The organism is Rathayibacter sp. Leaf296 (genome assembly GCF_001423045.1).
GTDB classification, from domain to species: Bacteria; Actinomycetota; Actinomycetes; order Actinomycetales; family Microbacteriaceae; genus Rathayibacter; species Rathayibacter caricis.
In genome coordinates this window covers 393,688-410,837 of record NZ_LMNR01000002.1, presented here as the reverse complement: position 1 = coordinate 410,837, position 17,150 = coordinate 393,688, and the positions used below count along the sequence as shown (strand labels likewise).

Here is a 17,150-nt window from a genome sequence, read left to right as displayed (position 1 = left end):
AAACGCTTACCCTGCTGGAGGACCACCGGGACCGGGCACCACCGTCGGCGCCCCGGCCCGCACCCCCGCTGCGGCGGTCGAAGGAGAGAGCACATGCCCGTTCGCTACGGAGGCGACTACAACCCCGAGCAGTGGCCGAAGGAGGTGTGGCCCGAGGACGTGACCCTGATGAACCGCGCCGGAGTGAATCTCGCGACGGTGGGCGTCTTCTCGTGGGCGCACCTGGAGCCGCGCGACGGCGAGTTCGACTTCGCCTGGCTCGACGAGGTCCTCGACGGCCTGCACGCAGGCGGCGTCCGCGTCGACCTCGCCACCGCCACCGCGTCTCCGCCGCCGTGGCTCAGCCACCAGCACCCCGAGATGCTGCCCGTCACCGCCGACGGCGTGGTCCTCGGAGTCGGCTCGCGCCAGCAGTACGCGCCGTCCTCGCCCGTGTACCGGCGGTACGCCGCGCGCCTCGTCCGCAAGCTGGCCGAGCGCTACGCCGGCCACCCCGCGCTCGAGATGTGGCACATCGGCAACGAGTACGGCTGCCACGTCTCGCACGACTACTCCGAGTCGGCCGTCCTCGCGTTCCGCGAGTGGCTGAGCGCCAAGTACGGCAGCATCGAGGCGCTCAACGAGGCCTGGGGCACCGCCTTCTGGTCGCAGCGCTACTCGAGCTTCGAGGAGGTGCGCCCGCCCGCCGCGATGCCGACCCTGCCGAACCCGACCCAGCGCCTGGACTTCGACCGCTTCTCCTCCCGCCAGCTGCTCGAGTGCTACCTGGCCGAGAAGGAGATCCTGCGCGAGTACTCGCCCGAGACCCCGATCACCACGAACTTCATGGGGCTCTTCAAGCCGGTCGACTACTGGGCGTGGGCGCCGCACGTCGACGTCGTGTCCGACGACCTCTACCCCGACCCCGCCGATCCGGAGGCGCCCTTCACCGCCGCGGTCGCCCGCGACCTGATGCGCTCGCTGGGCGAGGGCCGCCCGTGGCTGCTGATGGAGCAGGCGACCAGCGCCGTCAACTGGCGTCGCAGCAACGCCCCGAAGAAGCCCGGCCAGATGCGCGCCTGGAGCTACCAGGTGCTGGGCCGCGGTGCCGATGGCATCCTCTTCTTCCAGTGGCGGCAGTCGCGCGCGGGAGCCGAGAAGTTCCACTCCGGCCTCGTGCCGCACGGCGGTCCCGAGACGCGCGTCTTCCGCGAGGTCGAGGAGCTGGGCGCCGAGCTCGGCCGCCTCGACGAGATCCTGGGCACGGAGGTGGCCGCGAGCGTCGCGATCGTCTTCGACTGGGACAGCTGGTGGTCGATCGAGCAGGACGCCACTCCCGGCGCGATCGACTACGCAGCGCACGTCACCGCCTGGCACCGCGAGTTCACCCGCCGCCACGTCATTGTCGACTTCGTGCGCGCCTCCGGGCCGTTCGACGGCTACGACCTCGTCGTCGCTCCGGCGCTGTTCACCGCGCGAGCGGAGGATCTGGCCGGCCTCGCCGCGTACGCGGAGGGCGGCGGGCATCTCGTCACCACGTTCCAGAGCGGCATCACCGACGAGGACGCGCACATCACCGAGGGCGGCTACCTCGGCGCGCTGCAGTCGACGCTCGGCGTGCGCGTCGAGGAGTTCGCTCCGCTCGCCTCCGCCGACGCGTTCTCGGACGACCTGCCCGACTCCACCGTGACCGGGTCGCTGGCCGGCGCGATCACCCGCTGGCGCGAGTACCTGCACGCCGACGGCGCGGAGGTGCTGGCGCGCTTCACCGACGATCTCGACGGCTGGCCCGCGATCACCCGCCGCGAGACCGCGGGCGGCGGCTCCGCCTGGTACGTCGCGACCTGGCCCGCGCCGGAGCTGCTCGGCACGGTCGTCGAGCGCGCGCTCGCCGACGCGGGGGTCGAGGGGATCCTCGCCGAGCCCCTCGAGGGAGTGGAGCTCATCCGCCGCGGTGCAATCGTCTTCGCGATCAACCACGGGCGCTCGGACGCCGTCGTGCCGATCGCGGGGGTCGACGTGCTGACCGGCGGGCGCGCCGACTCCGTCACCCTGGCGCCCCAGGGGGTCGCACTGCTGCGGGTGGAGTGAGAGACCTCCCGGTCGCGGATCGCGCCGATCACGTCCTCGCATGGACTGATAGTCGAATCAATTCGACCGAGGGGGAGTACACGGGCGCTCCCGGCGGTTAGCGTGAGGAGCGGTGCAGGGATCCACGGGTCCCGCGCCGCTCCTCGCGGCCGTTCGAGCCGCTCCCGCTCCGCTCCCCGCGCTCCTGCGCAGGAAGGCCTCCGTGACCACCGTCGCCTCGACGCCCACCGGCTCCGTCCCCGTCCACCGCCACCCCGGCGACGCCCTGACCGCGCGTCAGCGGCTCGTCTACATCATCGTCCTGGGAGCGCTCACCGCGCTCGGACCCTTCACGATCGACCTCTACCTCCCCGCGTTCCCGGTGCTGCAGAGCGAGCTGAACGTGTCCGAGGCGGCGGTGCAGCTGACCCTCACCGGCACGACGCTCGGCTTCGCCCTCGGCCAGCTGATCGTGGGGCCGTGGAGCGACGCGGTCGGGCGCCGGCTGCCGCTGATCCTGGCCACGGCCGTGCACGTGCTCACCTGCATCGGCGCCGCCTTCGCGCCCGACATCGTCTGGCTCGGCGTGTTCCGCGTGCTGATGGGCGCGGGCGCCGCGGCGGGCGGAGTCGTCGCCATGGCGATGGTCCGCGACCTCTTCGGCGGTCGTCCGCTCGTCAGGATGCTCTCCCGCCTCGCCCTGGTGTCGGGTCTCGCGCCCGTCCTCGCCCCGGTGATCGGCTCGCAGCTCCTGCTCGTCATGGACTGGCGCGGAGTCTTCGTCTTCCTCGCCGGCTACGGCCTCGTCGTGATGATCGCCGTGGCGCTCCTCATCGTCGAGACCCGCCCGCGGACCGCGCGCGACGACCGCGACCGCCGCTCCCTCGCGCAGCGCTACGGCTCGGTGCTCGGCGACCGCCAGTTCGTCGGCGTCGCGGTCATCGGAGGCATGACCTTCGCAGGCCTCTTCACCTACCTCTCCAGCTCCTCCTTCCTCTTCCAGGGGCTCTACGGCTTCGACGCGCAGCAGTACGGCCTGCTCTTCGCGGTCAACTCGCTCGGAGTCGTCTTCGGCGTGCAGGCATCCTCCCGCCTCAGCCGCCGGGTCGGCCCGCAGTGGATCCTCGCCATCACCACCGTGTCGCTCTTCACCTCGGCCGGGCTGATCGCGCTGTTCGACGTCCTCGGCTTCGGCCTCTGGGGCACGCTCGTCCCGCTCTGGCTGTTCATCGCCTCCTGCGGCTTCAGCTTCCCGTGCGTGCAGGTGCTGGGCCTCGTGAACCACGGCAGGGAGGCGGGCACCGCCGCGTCGCTGCTGGGCGCGGTGAACTTCGGAGTCGCCGGCCTGCTCTCGCCGATCTCCGGGATCTTCGGCGCCTCCTCCGCCGTGCCGATGGCCCTCGTGATGATGGCGACCGCGACCGTTTCGATCCTCGCCCTCTGGCTGATCGTGCGCCCGCGCACGGTCGCCGCCCTGCAGGACTGACGCGCCGGGGCGAGCGGACCGCGCGATCCCCTGCCGATCACGCGGACCGCGCTCCGGCGCAAGCCCCCGCGAGGTGAACGGCAGGCGCGGCATCATGTCCATATGGTGAACCGCGAGAACCGCCCGACGACCGAGCCCGCCACCGCGAGCCCCGATGCGGTGCAGCGCGAGCGGATGGGCACGGCCGCGCCGTCCGCGGACCCCGCGGCGACCAAGGTCCTCACGCAGGAGGTCGCGCACCGCGTCTCACGCCGCTGGCCGCTCATCTCGGCGTCGATCGCCCTGCTCATCACCGTCGTCCTCGCGATCATGATCGCCTACCGCCCCACCACGGCCTTCGGCTTCGACGTCGAGTGGATGGACGAGGTCGTCGAGCACCGCTCGAGCGTCTGGGACGTCCCCGCCCTGATCATGAACACGGTCGGCGCAGGCATCACCGGCACCGCGATCATCCCGCTGGCCATCGTGGCCGTCCTGCTCGTGTTCCGGAGGCGCTGGGCCGCGCTCTACTACGCCGTCGCCGCCCTCGTCAGCGTCGGCCTGACACAGCTCGTCAAGGAGCTCGTCGGCCGCGCCCGCCCCGAGGACATGCTGGTGACGAGCGACTACGGCTCGTTCCCCTCCGGCCACACCGCCAACGCGGCGACGACCGCCATGGTGCTCGCGCTGATCTTCCCGCTGATCTGGGTCTGGATCGCGGGCTTCCTCTACACGATCGCCATGATGGCGAGCCGCACCTACCTCGGCGCCCACTGGCTGAGCGACACGATCGGCGGCCTGCTCCTGGGCGTCGGAGTCGCGCTCGTCGTCTGGGCGCCGCTCGCCGGCCGTCTCCGCAGCGAGAGCGAGCTGCCGCATCCGCCGATCTGGGTGAAGCGCTCGGACGTGCGCTAAGCGCCGAACGAGGCGAGCCCGTCGAGCTCGTTGAACGTGTACACGTGCAGCCCGTGGAACCGGTCGCCCGCCGCCGCCTCCAACCGCCCGACGAACGCGGTCGGGTCGAAGCGGCGGCCGCGCAGCAGCCCGCCAGCGACGGAGGAGCTGCGCGTCAGGAATCCGAGCGACGAGCCCACGCCGATCTTCGCGCCCAGGCTCAGCAGCTTCGCGCGCTCGACCGGTCCGGGGATCCCCGCCCACAGCTCCGCGTCGATGCCCTCGGCGCGCAGCGAGTCGGCGTAGCGGGCGACGGCGTCCACGTCGAAGCACATCTGCGTGACGATCGAGCGGATGTAGGGCGCCCGCTCGCGCAGGTGCTTCAGGATGCTCTCGTCCGACAGGTGCGGGTGCCCCTCCGGGTAGCCGGCGATGCCGACGGCCAGGCCGGGCATGATCTCGACGGCGTCGCGGAGGAGCTCCAGGCTCGTCGAGTAGGTCCCGCTCGCCTTCTTCGCGTCGCCCGAGACGACGAAGGCCTCGCCGATCCCGGAGTCGCCCAGACGGCCGAGCGCGCGCTCGAGGGCGGGCCTCCCCTCGACGGTGCGGGCGGCCAGGTGGGGCACGACGCCGAAGCCCAGGGCGGCGAGCTCGACGGCCGCGTCGAGGGTGCGGTCCAGGCCGTGCTTCGGGAGGCTCGTGACGGTGAGCACGACGGTCGACGGATCGGGGAACGCGCGGCGGGCCCGCTCGGCGATGTCGGCGGTGGGGATGATCTCGAAGCGCGCCCTGGTCACCCGTCCAGCCTCCCACGCGCTGGTGTCGGAGGGTCCCCCTAGCCTGGAGGCGCCCGCCGCCCGGCGGCAGGGAGGGAGTCGCATGTACCTGGAGGCCGGCCGCGTGGTCACGAGCCCCACCGACCTCTCGAACTGGGCGGCCTGCGAGTGGGCGGTGCTGCGGCGCTTCGACGCGATGCTCGGCCGGTCCCCCCGGCTCGATCCGGTGGTCGATGCGATGCTCGACCGCACTGCGGTCCTCGGCGACGAGCACGAGCACCGCTTCCTCGACGAGCTGAAGAAGTCGCGCGAGGTGCTCGAGTTCCCCCCGCACGGGCCTGATGAGCATGCTGCGGCCGCCGACGCCGCGGTCGAGGCCATGCGCACGGGAGTCGACGTCCTCTACCAGGCGACCTTCTTCGACGGCGAGTTCCTCGGCTTCTCCGACTTCCTCCTCCGCACCGACGACGGCGCGTACGAGGTCTACGACACCAAGCTCGCGCGGCACGCCAAGATCCCGGCCCTGCTGCAGCTCGCGGCCTACGCCGAGCAGATGAGCGCCCGCGGCGTCCGGGTCGGCGAACGGGTCCACCTGGTGCTGGGCGACGGCTCCGTCACCAGCCACGAGCTGGCCTCGATCGCGCCGGTGCAGCGCGTGCAGCGCGCGCGGCTGCGGTCGGTGCTGGCCGAGCGGCTCGCCGCCGCCGAGCCGCTCGCGTGGGGCGATGCGCGCTACCTCTCCTGCGGTCGCTGCCCGGTCTGCGCGCCCGAGGTGGCGGCGCACCGCGATCCGATCCTCGTCGCCGGGATGCGGCTCGACCAGCGGGCGAAGCTCGCGGCCGCCGGAGTGACGACCCTCGATGCCCTCGCCGAGCACGTCGGCGCCGTCCCCGGCCTCGGTGCAGGCACCCTCGACTCGCTGCGCGCGCAGGCGCGGCTGCAGGTGCTGTCCGAGTCCTCGCCCGTGCCCGCCGTCGAGCTGATCGACCCCTCCGTCCTCGCGGCCCTGCCCGCTCCCGATCCCGGCGATCTCTTCTTCGACTTCGAGGGCGATCCGCTGCACAGCGAGGACAACCGCGAGTGGGGCCTCGACTACCTCTTCGGCATGGTCGACGACCAGGAGGAGTTCACGGCGTTCTGGGCGCACGACCTCGCCGCCGAGCGGCGGGCGCTCGTCGACTTCCTCGCGTTCCTGCGCGAGCGCCGGGCCCGGTACCCGCGGATGCACGTCTACCACTACGCCTCGTACGAGCGCACGCACCTGTTCTCGCTCGCCCTGCGGCACGGCGTCGGCGAGGAGGAGGTCGACCAGCTTCTGCGCGACGGTGTGCTCGTCGACCTCTACCCGGTGGTGCGCCGCGCGCTCCGGGTGGGCTCGCGCAGCTACTCGATCAAGAAGCTCGAGCCGCTCTACATGGGCTCCGAGGAGCGCGACGCGTCCGGAGTGACGAACGCGGCCGACAGCATCGACGTCTACGTGAAGGCGCGCGCCGCGTTCGAGGACGACCCCGTGACGGGTCAGCGCGAGCTCGACCTCGTGGCCGAGTACAACGCGTACGACTGCCGGTCGACCCTCCGGCTGCGCGACTGGCTGCTGTCGCTCGCGCCGCCCCGCGACACGCCGCTGCCGCTCGTCGAGATCGACCTGCCCGTGCCGCGCGAGCCCGACCCCACCGCCGTCGCGCTGCTCGCGCAGATCGAGGGCGTCGAGCCCTGGGAGCGCACGGCCGACCAGACCGCGCTCGCGCTGGCCGGTGCGGCGATCGACTACCACCGCCGCGAGGCGAAGACGTTCTGGCAGGAGCACTTCGGCCGCCTCCGCGAGCCGCTCGAGGAGTGGGCCGACACCCGCGACGTCGTGATGATCGACCGCGTCGAGGTCGTCCGCGACTGGTCCAAGCTCCCGAAGGCGCGGACGCAGTCGCGCGAGCTGCGGATCCTCGGCCGGCTCGCTCCCGGCAGCCGGCTCGGCACCGGCTCCACGCCGTACCTCGTCTACGACGCGCCTCCGCCGCCCGGAGCGCCCTCGCCCGGCCCGGGGCTCCGCGGCGCGTCCGACCGCTCCGAGATCCTCGCGGTCGACGACGACGGAGAGCGCATCGTGCTTCTGCTCAAGGAGGGCCTGAAGGCGGGGGAGGACCCGCACGACGACGCGCCCGTCGCGCTCGCCCCCGCCCCGCCGCCGCGCGCGGCTCCGCAGCCCGAGGCCATCGCGGAGTGGGGCGGAGAGGTCCTCGACGCGCTGCCCGAGCTGCTGCCCGACCCCGCGCTCGACGTGCTGCGGCGCAGGCCCCCCGCCGCGGTCGCCCCGGTCGAGGCCGACGACGTCATCGGCGCCGTGGTCTCGACGCTCGTCGGCCTCGATCGGGCGACCCTCGCCGTGCAGGGTCCGCCCGGCACCGGCAAGACCTACGTCGGGTCGCACGTGATCGCCCGGCTCGTGCGCGAGCACGGCTGGCGCGTCGGCGTGGTCGGGCAGTCGCACTCCGTCGTCGAGAACGTGCTGACGGCGGTCGTGGGCCGCGGAGTCGACCCGTCACGGGTCGCGAAGGTGCCCAAGAAGGGCGCCTCGGCCGAGTCCCTCGCCGCGGCGGCGTGGGCTCCCGTCACGAACGGCGCCGCCCTCGCGGCGGTGCTCCAGGAGGAGGGCGGCTGCGTCGTCGGCGGAACCGCGTGGACCTTCGCGAACGCCCAGACGGTGCCCCGTCGCTCACTCGACCTGCTCGTCGTCGACGAGGCGGGTCAGTTCTCGATCGCCCCGACCATCGCGAGCTCCGTCGCGGCGCAGCGCCTCCTGCTCCTCGGCGATCCGCAGCAGCTCCCGCAGGTCAGTCAGGGCTCGCATCCCGAGCCGGTGGACGAGTCGGCGCTCGGCTGGCTGGCCGACGGCCACGACGTGCTGCCCGCCGAGTACGGCTACTTCCTGGCGCAGACGTACCGGATGCACCCGGCGCTCGCCGCCGCCGTCTCCGAGCTCTCCTACGAGGGCGCCCTCGTGTCCCGGGCCCCCGCCGAGCGCCGCCTCGAGGGGGTGGCGCCCGGGCTGCACTCCGTCCCGGTCGTGCACGCCGGCGACACCACCTCCTCGCCCGACGAGGCGCGCCGCGTGGTCGAGATCGCGCGGTCGATGATCGGCCGCACCTGGGTCGACGAGAACGGCGAGCGGAGTCTCACCGCCGCCGACGTCATCGTGGTCGCGCCCTACAACGCGCAGGGCGGGCTGCTGCGCGCCGCCCTCGACGAGGCGGGCCTGGACGAGACCGCGGTCGGCACCGTCGACCTGTTCCAGGGCCGGGAAGCGGTGGTCGCGATCGTGTCGCTCGCCGCGTCCTCGGGCGCCGACGTCCCGCGGGGCCTCGAGTTCCTCCTCCTGCCGAACCGGTTGAACGTCGCGATCTCGCGGGCGAAGTGGGCCGCGTACCTCGTGCACTCGCCCGCCCTCGCCGCCTCCCTGCCCACCTCGCTCACCGGGCTCGAGCGGCTGTCGCGCTTCATCCGCCTCCTCGAGAAGGACGTCGGCGCGGAGGAGTGACGGAATCAGTGGGCGGAGGGCGAGTCCGGCATCGTTCTCGACGGTTGCGGACGTGGTGGGCGACGCGATCCGTCGCTACGGTAGGGGCATGAGAATCCTCCTGGTCGGCGCCGGCGGCGTCGGCGACGCCTTCGCCCGGATCGCCGCTCGCCGCACGTTCTTCGAGCAGATCATCGTCTCCGACTACGAGCTCGCCCGCGCCGAGCGCACCGTCGCGTGGATCGCCGACCGCCACGGCGTCGACGACCGCTTCGTCGCCGCCCGCATCGACGCCTCCGACGCCGAGAGCGTCGAGACGGTCGCGCGCGCCCACGGGGCGACGCACGTCATGAACGCCGTCGAGCCGAAGTTCGTCCCCACGATCTTCGCGGGCGCCCTCGCGGCCGGCGCCGACTACGTCGACATGGCGATGAGCCTCTCCCGCCCGCACCCCGACGAGCCGCACGCCAAGACCGGCGTCAAGCTCGGCGACGAGCAGTTCGAAGCGGCGGGGGAGTGGGAGTCGCGCGGCCGTCTCGCCCTCGTCGGGATGGGCGTCGAGCCAGGCCTGTCGGACGTCTTCGCCCGCTACGCCTCCGATCACCTCTTCGACCGGATCGAGGAGCTGGGCGTGCGCGACGGCGCGAACCTCGTGGTCCGCGACGAGAGCGGCGCAGAGGTCTTCGCTCCGTCCTTCTCGATCTGGACCACCATCGAGGAGTGCCTGAACCCTCCGGTCGTCTTCGAGAAGGACCGCGGCTGGTTCACCACACCGCCCTTCTCCGAGCCCGAGGTGTTCGAGTTCCCCGAGGGCATCGGCCCGGTCGAGTGCGTGAACGTGGAGCACGAGGAGGTGCTGCTGATGCCGCGCTGGCTCGACGCCGAGCGGGTCACCTTCAAGTACGGGCTCGGCGAGCAGTTCATCGGCGTCCTGCGCACGCTCAACCTGCTCGGCCTCGACCGCACCGAGCCGATCCGCGTGCGGTCGGCCGAGGGCCCCGTGCTCGTCGCCCCGCGCGACGTGGTCGCCGCGGCCCTGCCCGACCCGGCCGGCATCGGCCCGCGCATGACCGGCAAGACCTGCGCCGGCCTGTGGGTCAGCGGCACGAAGGACGGCGCACACCGCGAGGTGTACCTCTACCACGTGAGCGACAACGAGTGGACGATGGCCGAGTACGGGACGCAGTGCGTCGTGTGGCAGACCGCGCTGAACCCGGTCGTGGCCCTCGAGATGCTCGCCACCGGCGCCTGGTCGGGCGCGGGAGTGCTCGGCCCGGAGGCGTTCGATGCGGCGCCGTTCCTCGAGCTCATGGCGAAGCCCGTCGAGGAGGGCGGCTACGGCCAGGCCTGGCACGTCCGCGAGGACACGCGAGCCTAGGCTGGTCGCATGAGCATCGACGACGGGCTCGCCTCGGCGAGGGACGACGCACGCGCGGCCCTGGAGGCCGCCCGAGCACTGCAGGCCGAGGCGGCGCGGGCGCTCGAGCGCGCCGAGGCCGCCGCGGCGGCGCTGGGCGCGGTGTCGGGTCCGGAGGAGGCGAGCGCCGTCGTCGACGACGTGCGGCTGGTCGAGGCGGCTCAGGAGGATCCGGTCGCCGTGCCCGCACCCGCTCCCGCTCCCGCACCCGCACCCGCTCCCGCTCCCGCGGGCCCGCTCTCCGAGTCCGCCGTCGACGCCGTCCGCGCCGGCTACGCCTTCGCAGGCCCCGTCCTCGAGCTCGGCGCCCTCGTCAACGGCGAGGCTCGCCCGGACGTCCCCGTCCGCCTCCCGCTCGGCATGCTCAACCGCCACGGCCTCGTCGTCGGCGCGACCGGCACCGGCAAGACCAAGACGCTGCAGGTCCTCGCCGAGCAGCTGTCCGCGGCCGGCGTCCCCGTCTTCGCCGCCGACATCAAGGGCGACCTCTCCGGCCTCGCCACGCCCGGCACCGGGAACGAGAAGCTCCTCGCCCGCACCCGCACCATCGGTCAGGACTGGCGCGCGGAGGCGTCACCCGCCGAGTTCTTCGCGCTCGGCGGCATCGGCACGGGCGTCCCGGTGCGCGCGACCGTCACCGGCTTCGGACCCCTGCTGCTCTCGAAGGTGCTGGGTCTGAACGCGACCCAGGAGTCGAGCCTCGGCCTCGTCTTCCACTACGCCGAGGGCGAGGGCCTCCCGCTCGTCGACCTCTCCGACCTCCGCGCCGTCCTCACCTACCTCGTCGGCGACGACGGCAAGGGCGAGCTCGCCGAGCTGGGTGGCCTGTCGAAGGCCACCGCGGGAGTGATCCTCCGCGAGCTCATCGCGTTCGCAGACCAGGGCGCCGACGTCTTCTTCGGCGAGCCCGAGATCGACACGGCCGAGTTCCTCCGCACCATCGCCGACGGCCGCGGAATGGTGAGCCTCCTCGAAGTCCCCGGAGTGGCCGACCGCCCCGCCCTCTTCTCGACGTTCCTGATGTGGCTGCTCGCCGACCTCTTCAACGACCTGCCCGAGGTCGGCGACCTCGACCTCCCGAAGCTCGTCTTCTTCTTCGACGAGGCGCATCTGCTGTTCCGCGACGCCTCGAAGGACTTCCTCGCGGCGATCACCCAGACCGTGCGCCTCATCCGCTCGAAGGGCGTCGGCATCGTCTTCGTCACCCAGACGCCGAAGGACGTGCCGGGCGACGTCCTCGCCCAGCTCGGCTCGCGCATCCAGCACCAGCTCCGCTCCCACACGCCCGACGACGCGAAAGCCCTGAGAGCCACCGTCTCGACCTACCCGGAGTCGGACTACGACCTCGGCGAGACCCTCCAGGCCCTGCCGATCGGCGAGGCGATCGTGACGGTGATGAACGAGCGCGGCGCTCCGACGCCGGTGGCGTGGACGCGACTGCGCGCCCCGCAGGGCTCCATGTCGCCGACCACGGAGTCGGAGCGCGAGGAGAGCGTGCAGCGCTCCCCGCTGCTCGCGCGCTACGGCACGCCGCTCGACCGCGACTCCGCCCGCGAGATCCTGACCCGCCGCCTCGACGCCGCAGCCGACGCGGAGGAGGAGCGCCGGGTCGCCGAGGAGTGCGCCGAGGAGGACGCCCGCCTCGCGAAGGAGCAGGCCCGCGCCGCGAAGGAGCGCGCCGCCACCGCCGCCCGCCTGCAGAAGGAGCGCGCCGCCGCCGAGCGCCGCGCCGACGCCGCCGCCGAGCGCACCCGCCGCCGCACCGCCCCCACCACCCGCAGCAGCACCCCGCGCCGCGAGAAGGGCGTCGTCGAGCAGGTCCTCGGCTCCTCGGCGGGCAAGACCCTGCTCCGCGAGGTCGTCCGCGGCATCTTCGGCACCGCCCGCCGCCGCCGCTGACGCGGCCGCCGCCGCCGCTGACGGGGCCGTCTGCGGCGTTGTCGTCGGTCGCGATACCGCCGGTATCGCTCCCTCCTCCGCCTTGCAGCCCACCCCGCCAGCGGCGGCGGCCCTGCGGGCACCTTCCCGGAGGAGAGGCGGCCCTGCGGGCGCCTCCTCTTGCTGATCGAGTAGCCCGCGCAGCGGGCGTATCGAGATCCACCCGCTCCGGACTTCCCCCTGACGCCTCCGCCCTCGGTGGACGCGGGTCTCGATACGCCCCTCCGGGGCTACTCGACCAACGAGGGACGCCGCCGCCTCCCTCTTGCTGATCGAGTAGCCCGCGCAGCGGGCGTATCGAGATCCACCCACCCCAGCCGCCCCGCTAACGCTCGCGTGTTAGCGTCACTACTCGTGACCGAGAGCCCGAGCACCCGAGACCGCATCCTCCGGGCGACCGCCGAGCTCCTGGCCGAGGGCGGGCGCGACGCCGTCTCGACGCGCGCCATCAGCTCTGCCGCCGGTGTCCAGGCGCCCACCATCTACCGCACATTCGGCGACCTCCGCGGCCTCCTCGACTCGGTGGTCGCCGCGGCCGTCGCCGACGCCCTCGCCGACTTCGAGCGGAGCGACGCCCTGTCCGACCCCGTCGACGCCCTCCGCGCGGCCTGGGACCAGCACGTCGCCTTCGGCCTCGCGCAGCCGCACCTCTACGCGCTGATGTTCACAGCCCGGCCGGGGGAGGAGTCCGAGGCCGCTCGCCTCGCCGGCGGCGTCCTGCTCGCGCACGTGCGCACCGTCGCCGAGGCCGGCCGCCTCACCGTCGACGTCGAGCACGCCGCCCGGCTCCTGCAGTCCGCGGCCCTCGGCTGCACGCTGACGCTGACCGCCGGCCGCGACTCCGACGACGACCTCTCCTCCCGGTCGCGCGAGGCGGTCCTGACGGCGATCACGACGTCGGAGGCGGGCCCGACCGATCCCGCGGCCCGCGCCCTCGTCGCGCACGCGGTCGCCCTGCGCGCGGTGCTCGGCTCGGTCGACGCCTTGAGCGAGGCCGAGCGGATGCTGCTCGAGGAGTGGCTCGTCCGCATCGCCCGCTGAGACTGGACCCGCCGGCGCACGGTGCACCCGTTAACGAAAACGGTGCCCGTGCTGGCGAGAGCAACGGACACCGTTCGCGGAGGATGGGGGATTCGAACCCCCGAGGGCTTTCACCCAACACGCTTTCCAAGCGTGCGCCATAGGCCACTAGGCGAATCCTCCAGGCGCGACCGTGATCGCGACCTCATGCACACTACACGGAACGGGCGCCCCCTGCAGACCACGGGGCGCTCCTGAGCCCCGCCGGATCGGGTTAGACTGTCTCCCGGCTCCCCGCGTGGCGCCATCCAGGCCAACTCCCCCAGGGCGGAAACGCAGCAAGGGTAACCGGGCTCTGGCGGGTGCGCGGGGGGTCTTCTTCGGTTAACAGAGGGGTCTTCTTCAGTTGAGGGAGGCGAACCCCTCCTCCCCAGGCCGCACCTCGTGCACGCCCTCCCATCCTGAAGCGACTGCCCAGTCTCGACGCGGGCCCCGTCGGTAGGGTGGCTCCGATGGTCCAGAGCATCTACATCTCGTCCGCCGAAGGTCACTCCGGCAAGTCCACGGTCGCCCTCGGCGTCCTCGATGTGCTCAGCAGCCAGGTGCAGCGGGTGGGCGTCTTCCGCCCCATCGCGCGCTCAACCTCCGAGCCCGACTACGTGCTCGAGATGCTGCTCGGCCATTCCGATTCCGGCCTCGCCTACGAGGACTGCATCGGCGTCACCTACGAGGACGTGCACGCCGACGGCGAGGCCGCGCTGTCGCGCATCGTCGAGCGCTACAAGGGCGTCGAGGCGCAGTGCGACGCGGTCGTCATCCTCGGCTCCGACTACACCGACGTCGGCAGCCCCACCGAGCTGGGCTACAACGCCCGCATCGCGGCCAACCTGGGCGCCCCGGTGCTGCTGGTGCTGACCGGTCGCGACCCCTCCCGCAGCGAGCAGCTCGGCCAGGCGCCCGCGCGCACTCCCGAGGAGATGCGCCAGATCACCGAGCTCGCCTCGGTCGAGCTGCGCACCGCGCACGCCTCCCTGATCGGAGTGATCGCGAACCGCGCCGATCCCGAGACCGCTCCGAACGCGGTCGCGGCGATCCGCGAGGTGCTGCAGGCCGGCGTCCCCGTCTGGGCGATCCCCGAGGATCCGTTCCTCGTCGCCCCCAGCGTCTCCCGTCTCGTCGAGGCGGTCGACGGCGTCGTCGTCGCGGGCGATCCCGAACTGCTCGGCCGCGAGGCGCTCGGCGTCGTCGTGGCCGGCATGTCGATGGTCAACGTGCTCCCGCGCCTGATGGAGGGCGGGGTCGTCATCGTCCCGGGCGACCGCCCCGAGGTCGTCCTCGCCGTGATCATGGCGCACGCCTCGGGCAACTTCCCGACGGTCTCGGCCATCATCCTCAACGGCGGCTTCGAGCTGCCGGAGCCGATCGTCCGGCTGATCGAGGGCGTCGACACCCGGCTGCCGATCGTCATGACCGAGCTCGGCACCTACGACACCGCGGTGCGCGTCACCGCCGCCCGCGGGCGTCTGGCGGCCGACTCGCCACGCAAGCGCGACACCTCCCTCGCACTGTTCCACCAGACCATCGACGCGGTCGAGCTGCTGACCCTCCTCGACGTCGGCCGCTCCGAGGTCGTCACACCGCTCATGTTCGAGTACGGCCTGATCGAGCGCGCCCGCATCGCCGACCGTCACATCGTGCTCCCCGAGGGCGGCGACGACCGCATCCTCCGTGCCGCGGCGACGGTGCTGAAGCGCGGCATCGCCCGCCTGACGATCCTCGGCGAGGAGTCGGAGGTCCGCGGCCGCGCGGCCGGGCTCGGCCTCGACCTCGACGGCGCCCGTGTCCTGAGCGTGCTCGACCCCGAGCACCGCGCCCGCTTCGCCGAGGAGTACGCCCGCATCCGCGCGCACAAGGGCATCACCTACGACCACGCGTTCGACACCGTCACCGACGTGTCCTACTTCGGCACGATGATGGTGCAGCTCGGCTTGGCCGACGGCATGGTCTCGGGAGCCGCGCACACGACGGCGCACACCATCCGGCCCGGCTTCGAGATCATCAAGACCAGTCCCGGCGTCTCGGTCGTCTCGAGCGTGTTCCTCATGGCGCTCGCCGACCGCGTGCTCGTCTACGGCGACTGCGCGGTGAACCCCGACCCGACCGAGGCGCAGCTCGCCGACATCGCGATCTCCTCGGCCGAGACCGCGCAGCAGTTCGGCATCGACCCGCGGATCGCGATGCTCTCGTACTCCACGGGCGAGAGCGGAGCAGGAGCCGACGTCGAGAAGGTGCGCGCCGCCACCGCGCTCGTCCGCGAGCGCCGCCCCGACCTCCTCGTCGAGGGCCCGATCCAGTACGACGCGGCAGCGGATGCGGCGGTCGCCGCCTCGAAGATGCCCGGTTCGCAGGTGGCCGGCCGCGCGACGGTGTTCATCTTCCCCGACCTCAACACGGGCAACAACACCTACAAGGCCGTGCAGCGCTCGGCCGGCGCGGTCGCCATCGGCCCGGTGCTGCAGGGGCTGCGCAAGCCGGTCAACGACCTCAGCCGCGGCGCCCTCGTCCAGGACATCGTCAACACCGTCGCGATCACGGCCATCCAGGCCGCGACGCAGGCGATCGTGCCGCCCACCTCCGCCATCCCCGTCGTGCGCTGACGCCACCCGCGTCGCCGCCTCCCCACCGACCCCGACCCCCAGGAGTCCTCACCATGTCCGTCGTCCTCGTCGTCAACAGCGGTTCGTCCTCGTTCAAGTACCAGCTCATCGAGATGACGACGGAGGAGACGCTCGCCAGCGGCCTCGTCGAGCGGATCGGCGAGGAGACCGGCCGCACGAAGCACTCCCACGACGGCGAGAGCGTCGAGATCGAGGGGCCGATCCCGGATCACACCGCCGGCTTCGACGCGATGATCCGCGCCTTCGAGGAGAACGGGCCGAGCCTCTCCGAGTTCCCGCCCGTCGCCGTGGGGCATCGCGTGGTGCACGGCGGCAAGCGCTTCTACGAGGCAACGGTCGTCACGGACCTCGTGAAGATCAACATCGAGGACCTCTCCGACCTCGCGCCCCTGCACAACCCGGCGAACCTCGAGGGCATCGAGGCGGCGCAGAAGGCTTTCCCGGACGTGCCGCACGTCGCGGTCTTCGACACGGCGTTCCACCACACCCTCCCGCCGGAGGCCTCGACCTACGCGATCCCGGCCGAACTCGCCGACAAGCACCGCATCCGCCGCTACGGCTTCCACGGCACCTCGCACAAGTTCGTGTCCGAATCGGCCGCCGCCTACCTCGGCCGCCGCCGCTCCGACCTCAAGACGATCGTCCTGCACCTCGGCAACGGCGCGTCCGTCTGCGCGGTCGACGGGGGAGCCTCCGTCGAGACCTCGATGGGCATGACCCCGCTCGAGGGCCTCGTCATGGGGACCCGCTCCGGCGACCTCGACCCCGCCGTCGTCTTCCACCTCGCCCGCAAGGCCGGGCTCTCGATCGACGAGCTCGACACGGTCCTCAACCGCCGCAGCGGACTGCTCGGCCTCTCCGGCCGCGGCGACATGCGCGACGTGCAGGAGGCGTCCGAGGCCGGCGACGAGAAGGCCGCCGCCGCCCTGGAGGTCTACTACCACCGCCTCCGCCACTACATCGGCGCCTACTACGCCCAGCTCGGCCGCGTCGACGCGATCGTCTTCACCGCCGGAGTCGGCGAGAACGTCCCCGCCGTCCGCGCAGGCGCGCTGCGCGGCCTCGAGGGCCTCGGCATCGAACTCGACCCCGAGCGCAACGCCTCCCGTGACCGCGGCGCCCGCCGCATCTCGACCGACGACTCCCGCGTCGCCGTCCTCGTCATCCCCACCAACGAGGAACTCGAGATCGCCCGGCAGTCCTTATCGGTCGTCTAGCGGCGCGCCGCTAGACGACCCGCGGTCGGCTTTCCGGGTGGTCCCGTTCCGCAGAGCGGGGTGCGTCGGCCTGCCCGGAATCGCTCGCACGCGATTCCGGGTCGCGGCCTCTCCGCGGCGCGGCTGGCCGGTGGGGGACGGGGCTTCGCCCGTCCGCTCCCAGAGGTCCGTCCCCTCGCCCCCCC

10 protein-coding genes, 1 tRNA gene and 1 other RNA gene are annotated in these 17,150 nt (G+C 72.7%); 10 read left to right on the top strand and 2 right to left on the bottom strand.

Annotated features, from left to right (window positions below):
* The first annotated feature begins 93 nt into the window (after positions 1-93).
* The 3 genes from ASF46_RS19425 to ASF46_RS12135 all read left to right on the top strand — a co-directional run bounded on the left by ASF46_RS19425 (position 94) and on the right by ASF46_RS12135 (position 4,429).
* Positions 94-2,070: a beta-galactosidase gene (locus tag ASF46_RS19425; protein ID WP_056867829.1), complete on the top strand. Its 1,977-nt coding sequence runs from the start codon at positions 94-96 to the stop codon at positions 2,068-2,070.
* Between the two features lie 202 nt (positions 2,071-2,272).
* Entirely contained in the window at positions 2,273-3,535 is a 1,263-nt protein-coding gene (locus tag ASF46_RS12140; protein WP_056868575.1) for a multidrug effflux MFS transporter, read from the top strand.
* A 102-nt stretch (positions 3,536-3,637) separates the two neighbouring features.
* Positions 3,638-4,429 carry a phosphatase PAP2 family protein gene (locus tag ASF46_RS12135; RefSeq protein ID WP_235576939.1) on the top strand — a complete coding sequence of 264 codons (792 nt, stop codon included), beginning with the start codon at positions 3,638-3,640 and terminating at the stop codon, positions 4,427-4,429.
* On the opposite strand, the gene ASF46_RS12130 is transcribed toward ASF46_RS12135, so the two are convergent.
* Complete coding sequence (locus ASF46_RS12130; protein ID WP_056867828.1) at positions 4,426-5,205, bottom strand: methylenetetrahydrofolate reductase; 780 nt, start codon at positions 5,203-5,205, stop codon at positions 4,426-4,428. The genes ASF46_RS12135 and ASF46_RS12130 overlap by 4 nt on opposite strands.
* Before the next feature lie 82 nt (positions 5,206-5,287).
* Here ASF46_RS12130 and ASF46_RS12125 point away from each other — a divergent pair, with 82 nt between their 5' ends.
* From ASF46_RS12125 to ASF46_RS12110, 4 genes are all read left to right on the top strand, one after another.
* On the top strand, positions 5,288-8,716 hold the full coding sequence (locus ASF46_RS12125; RefSeq protein ID WP_056867827.1) for a TM0106 family RecB-like putative nuclease: 3,429 nt from the start codon (positions 5,288-5,290) through the stop codon (positions 8,714-8,716).
* A gap of 88 nt (positions 8,717-8,804) precedes the next feature.
* A complete protein-coding gene (locus tag ASF46_RS12120) occupies positions 8,805-10,073 on the top strand; it encodes a saccharopine dehydrogenase family protein (RefSeq protein ID WP_056867826.1) in 1,269 nt (422 codons plus the stop codon).
* Positions 10,074-10,082: 9 nt separating this feature from the next.
* Positions 10,083-12,011, top strand: a complete 1,929-nt coding sequence (locus tag ASF46_RS12115) for a helicase HerA-like domain-containing protein (protein WP_056867825.1) — start codon at positions 10,083-10,085, stop codon at positions 12,009-12,011.
* A 393-nt stretch (positions 12,012-12,404) separates the two neighbouring features.
* Positions 12,405-13,091, top strand: a complete 687-nt coding sequence (locus ASF46_RS12110) for a TetR/AcrR family transcriptional regulator (protein WP_082485463.1) — start codon at positions 12,405-12,407, stop codon at positions 13,089-13,091.
* A 77-nt stretch (positions 13,092-13,168) separates the two neighbouring features.
* Here ASF46_RS12110 and ASF46_RS12105 read toward each other — a convergent pair.
* Positions 13,169-13,253 (bottom strand) — tRNA-Ser (locus tag ASF46_RS12105).
* Positions 13,254-13,355: 102 nt separating this feature from the next.
* Between ASF46_RS12105 and ffs the strand changes: the two genes are divergently transcribed.
* The 3 genes from ffs (at position 13,356) to ASF46_RS12095 (ending at position 16,965) form a co-directional block, all read left to right on the top strand.
* Positions 13,356-13,452: signal recognition particle sRNA small type (ffs, locus tag ASF46_RS18825), an RNA gene on the top strand.
* Positions 13,453-13,582: 130 nt separating this feature from the next.
* Positions 13,583-15,727, top strand: a complete 2,145-nt coding sequence (gene pta, locus ASF46_RS12100) for a phosphate acetyltransferase (RefSeq protein WP_056867823.1) — start codon at positions 13,583-13,585, stop codon at positions 15,725-15,727.
* Between the two features lie 53 nt (positions 15,728-15,780).
* Complete coding sequence (locus ASF46_RS12095; protein WP_056867822.1) at positions 15,781-16,965, top strand: acetate/propionate family kinase; 1,185 nt, start codon at positions 15,781-15,783, stop codon at positions 16,963-16,965.
* Positions 16,966-17,150 lie beyond the last annotated feature (185 nt).

What these genes read in the sequence shown, in the direction of transcription:
- ASF46_RS12095 (WP_056867822.1), top strand. Translation starts at nt 15,781, where the DNA reads ATGTCCGTCGTCCTCGTCGTCAACAGCGGTTCGTCCTCGTTCAAGTAC.
- pta (WP_056867823.1), top strand. Translation starts at nt 13,583, where the DNA reads ATGGTCCAGAGCATCTACATCTCGTCCGCCGAAGGTCACTCCGGCAAG.
- ASF46_RS12135 (WP_235576939.1), top strand. Translation starts at nt 3,638, where the DNA reads ATGGTGAACCGCGAGAACCGCCCGACGACCGAGCCCGCCACCGCGAGC.
- ASF46_RS19425 (WP_056867829.1), top strand. Translation starts at nt 94, where the DNA reads ATGCCCGTTCGCTACGGAGGCGACTACAACCCCGAGCAGTGGCCGAAG.
- ASF46_RS12125 (WP_056867827.1), top strand. Translation starts at nt 5,288, where the DNA reads ATGTACCTGGAGGCCGGCCGCGTGGTCACGAGCCCCACCGACCTCTCG.
- ASF46_RS12120 (WP_056867826.1), top strand. Translation starts at nt 8,805, where the DNA reads ATGAGAATCCTCCTGGTCGGCGCCGGCGGCGTCGGCGACGCCTTCGCC.
- ASF46_RS12115 (WP_056867825.1), top strand. Translation starts at nt 10,083, where the DNA reads ATGAGCATCGACGACGGGCTCGCCTCGGCGAGGGACGACGCACGCGCG.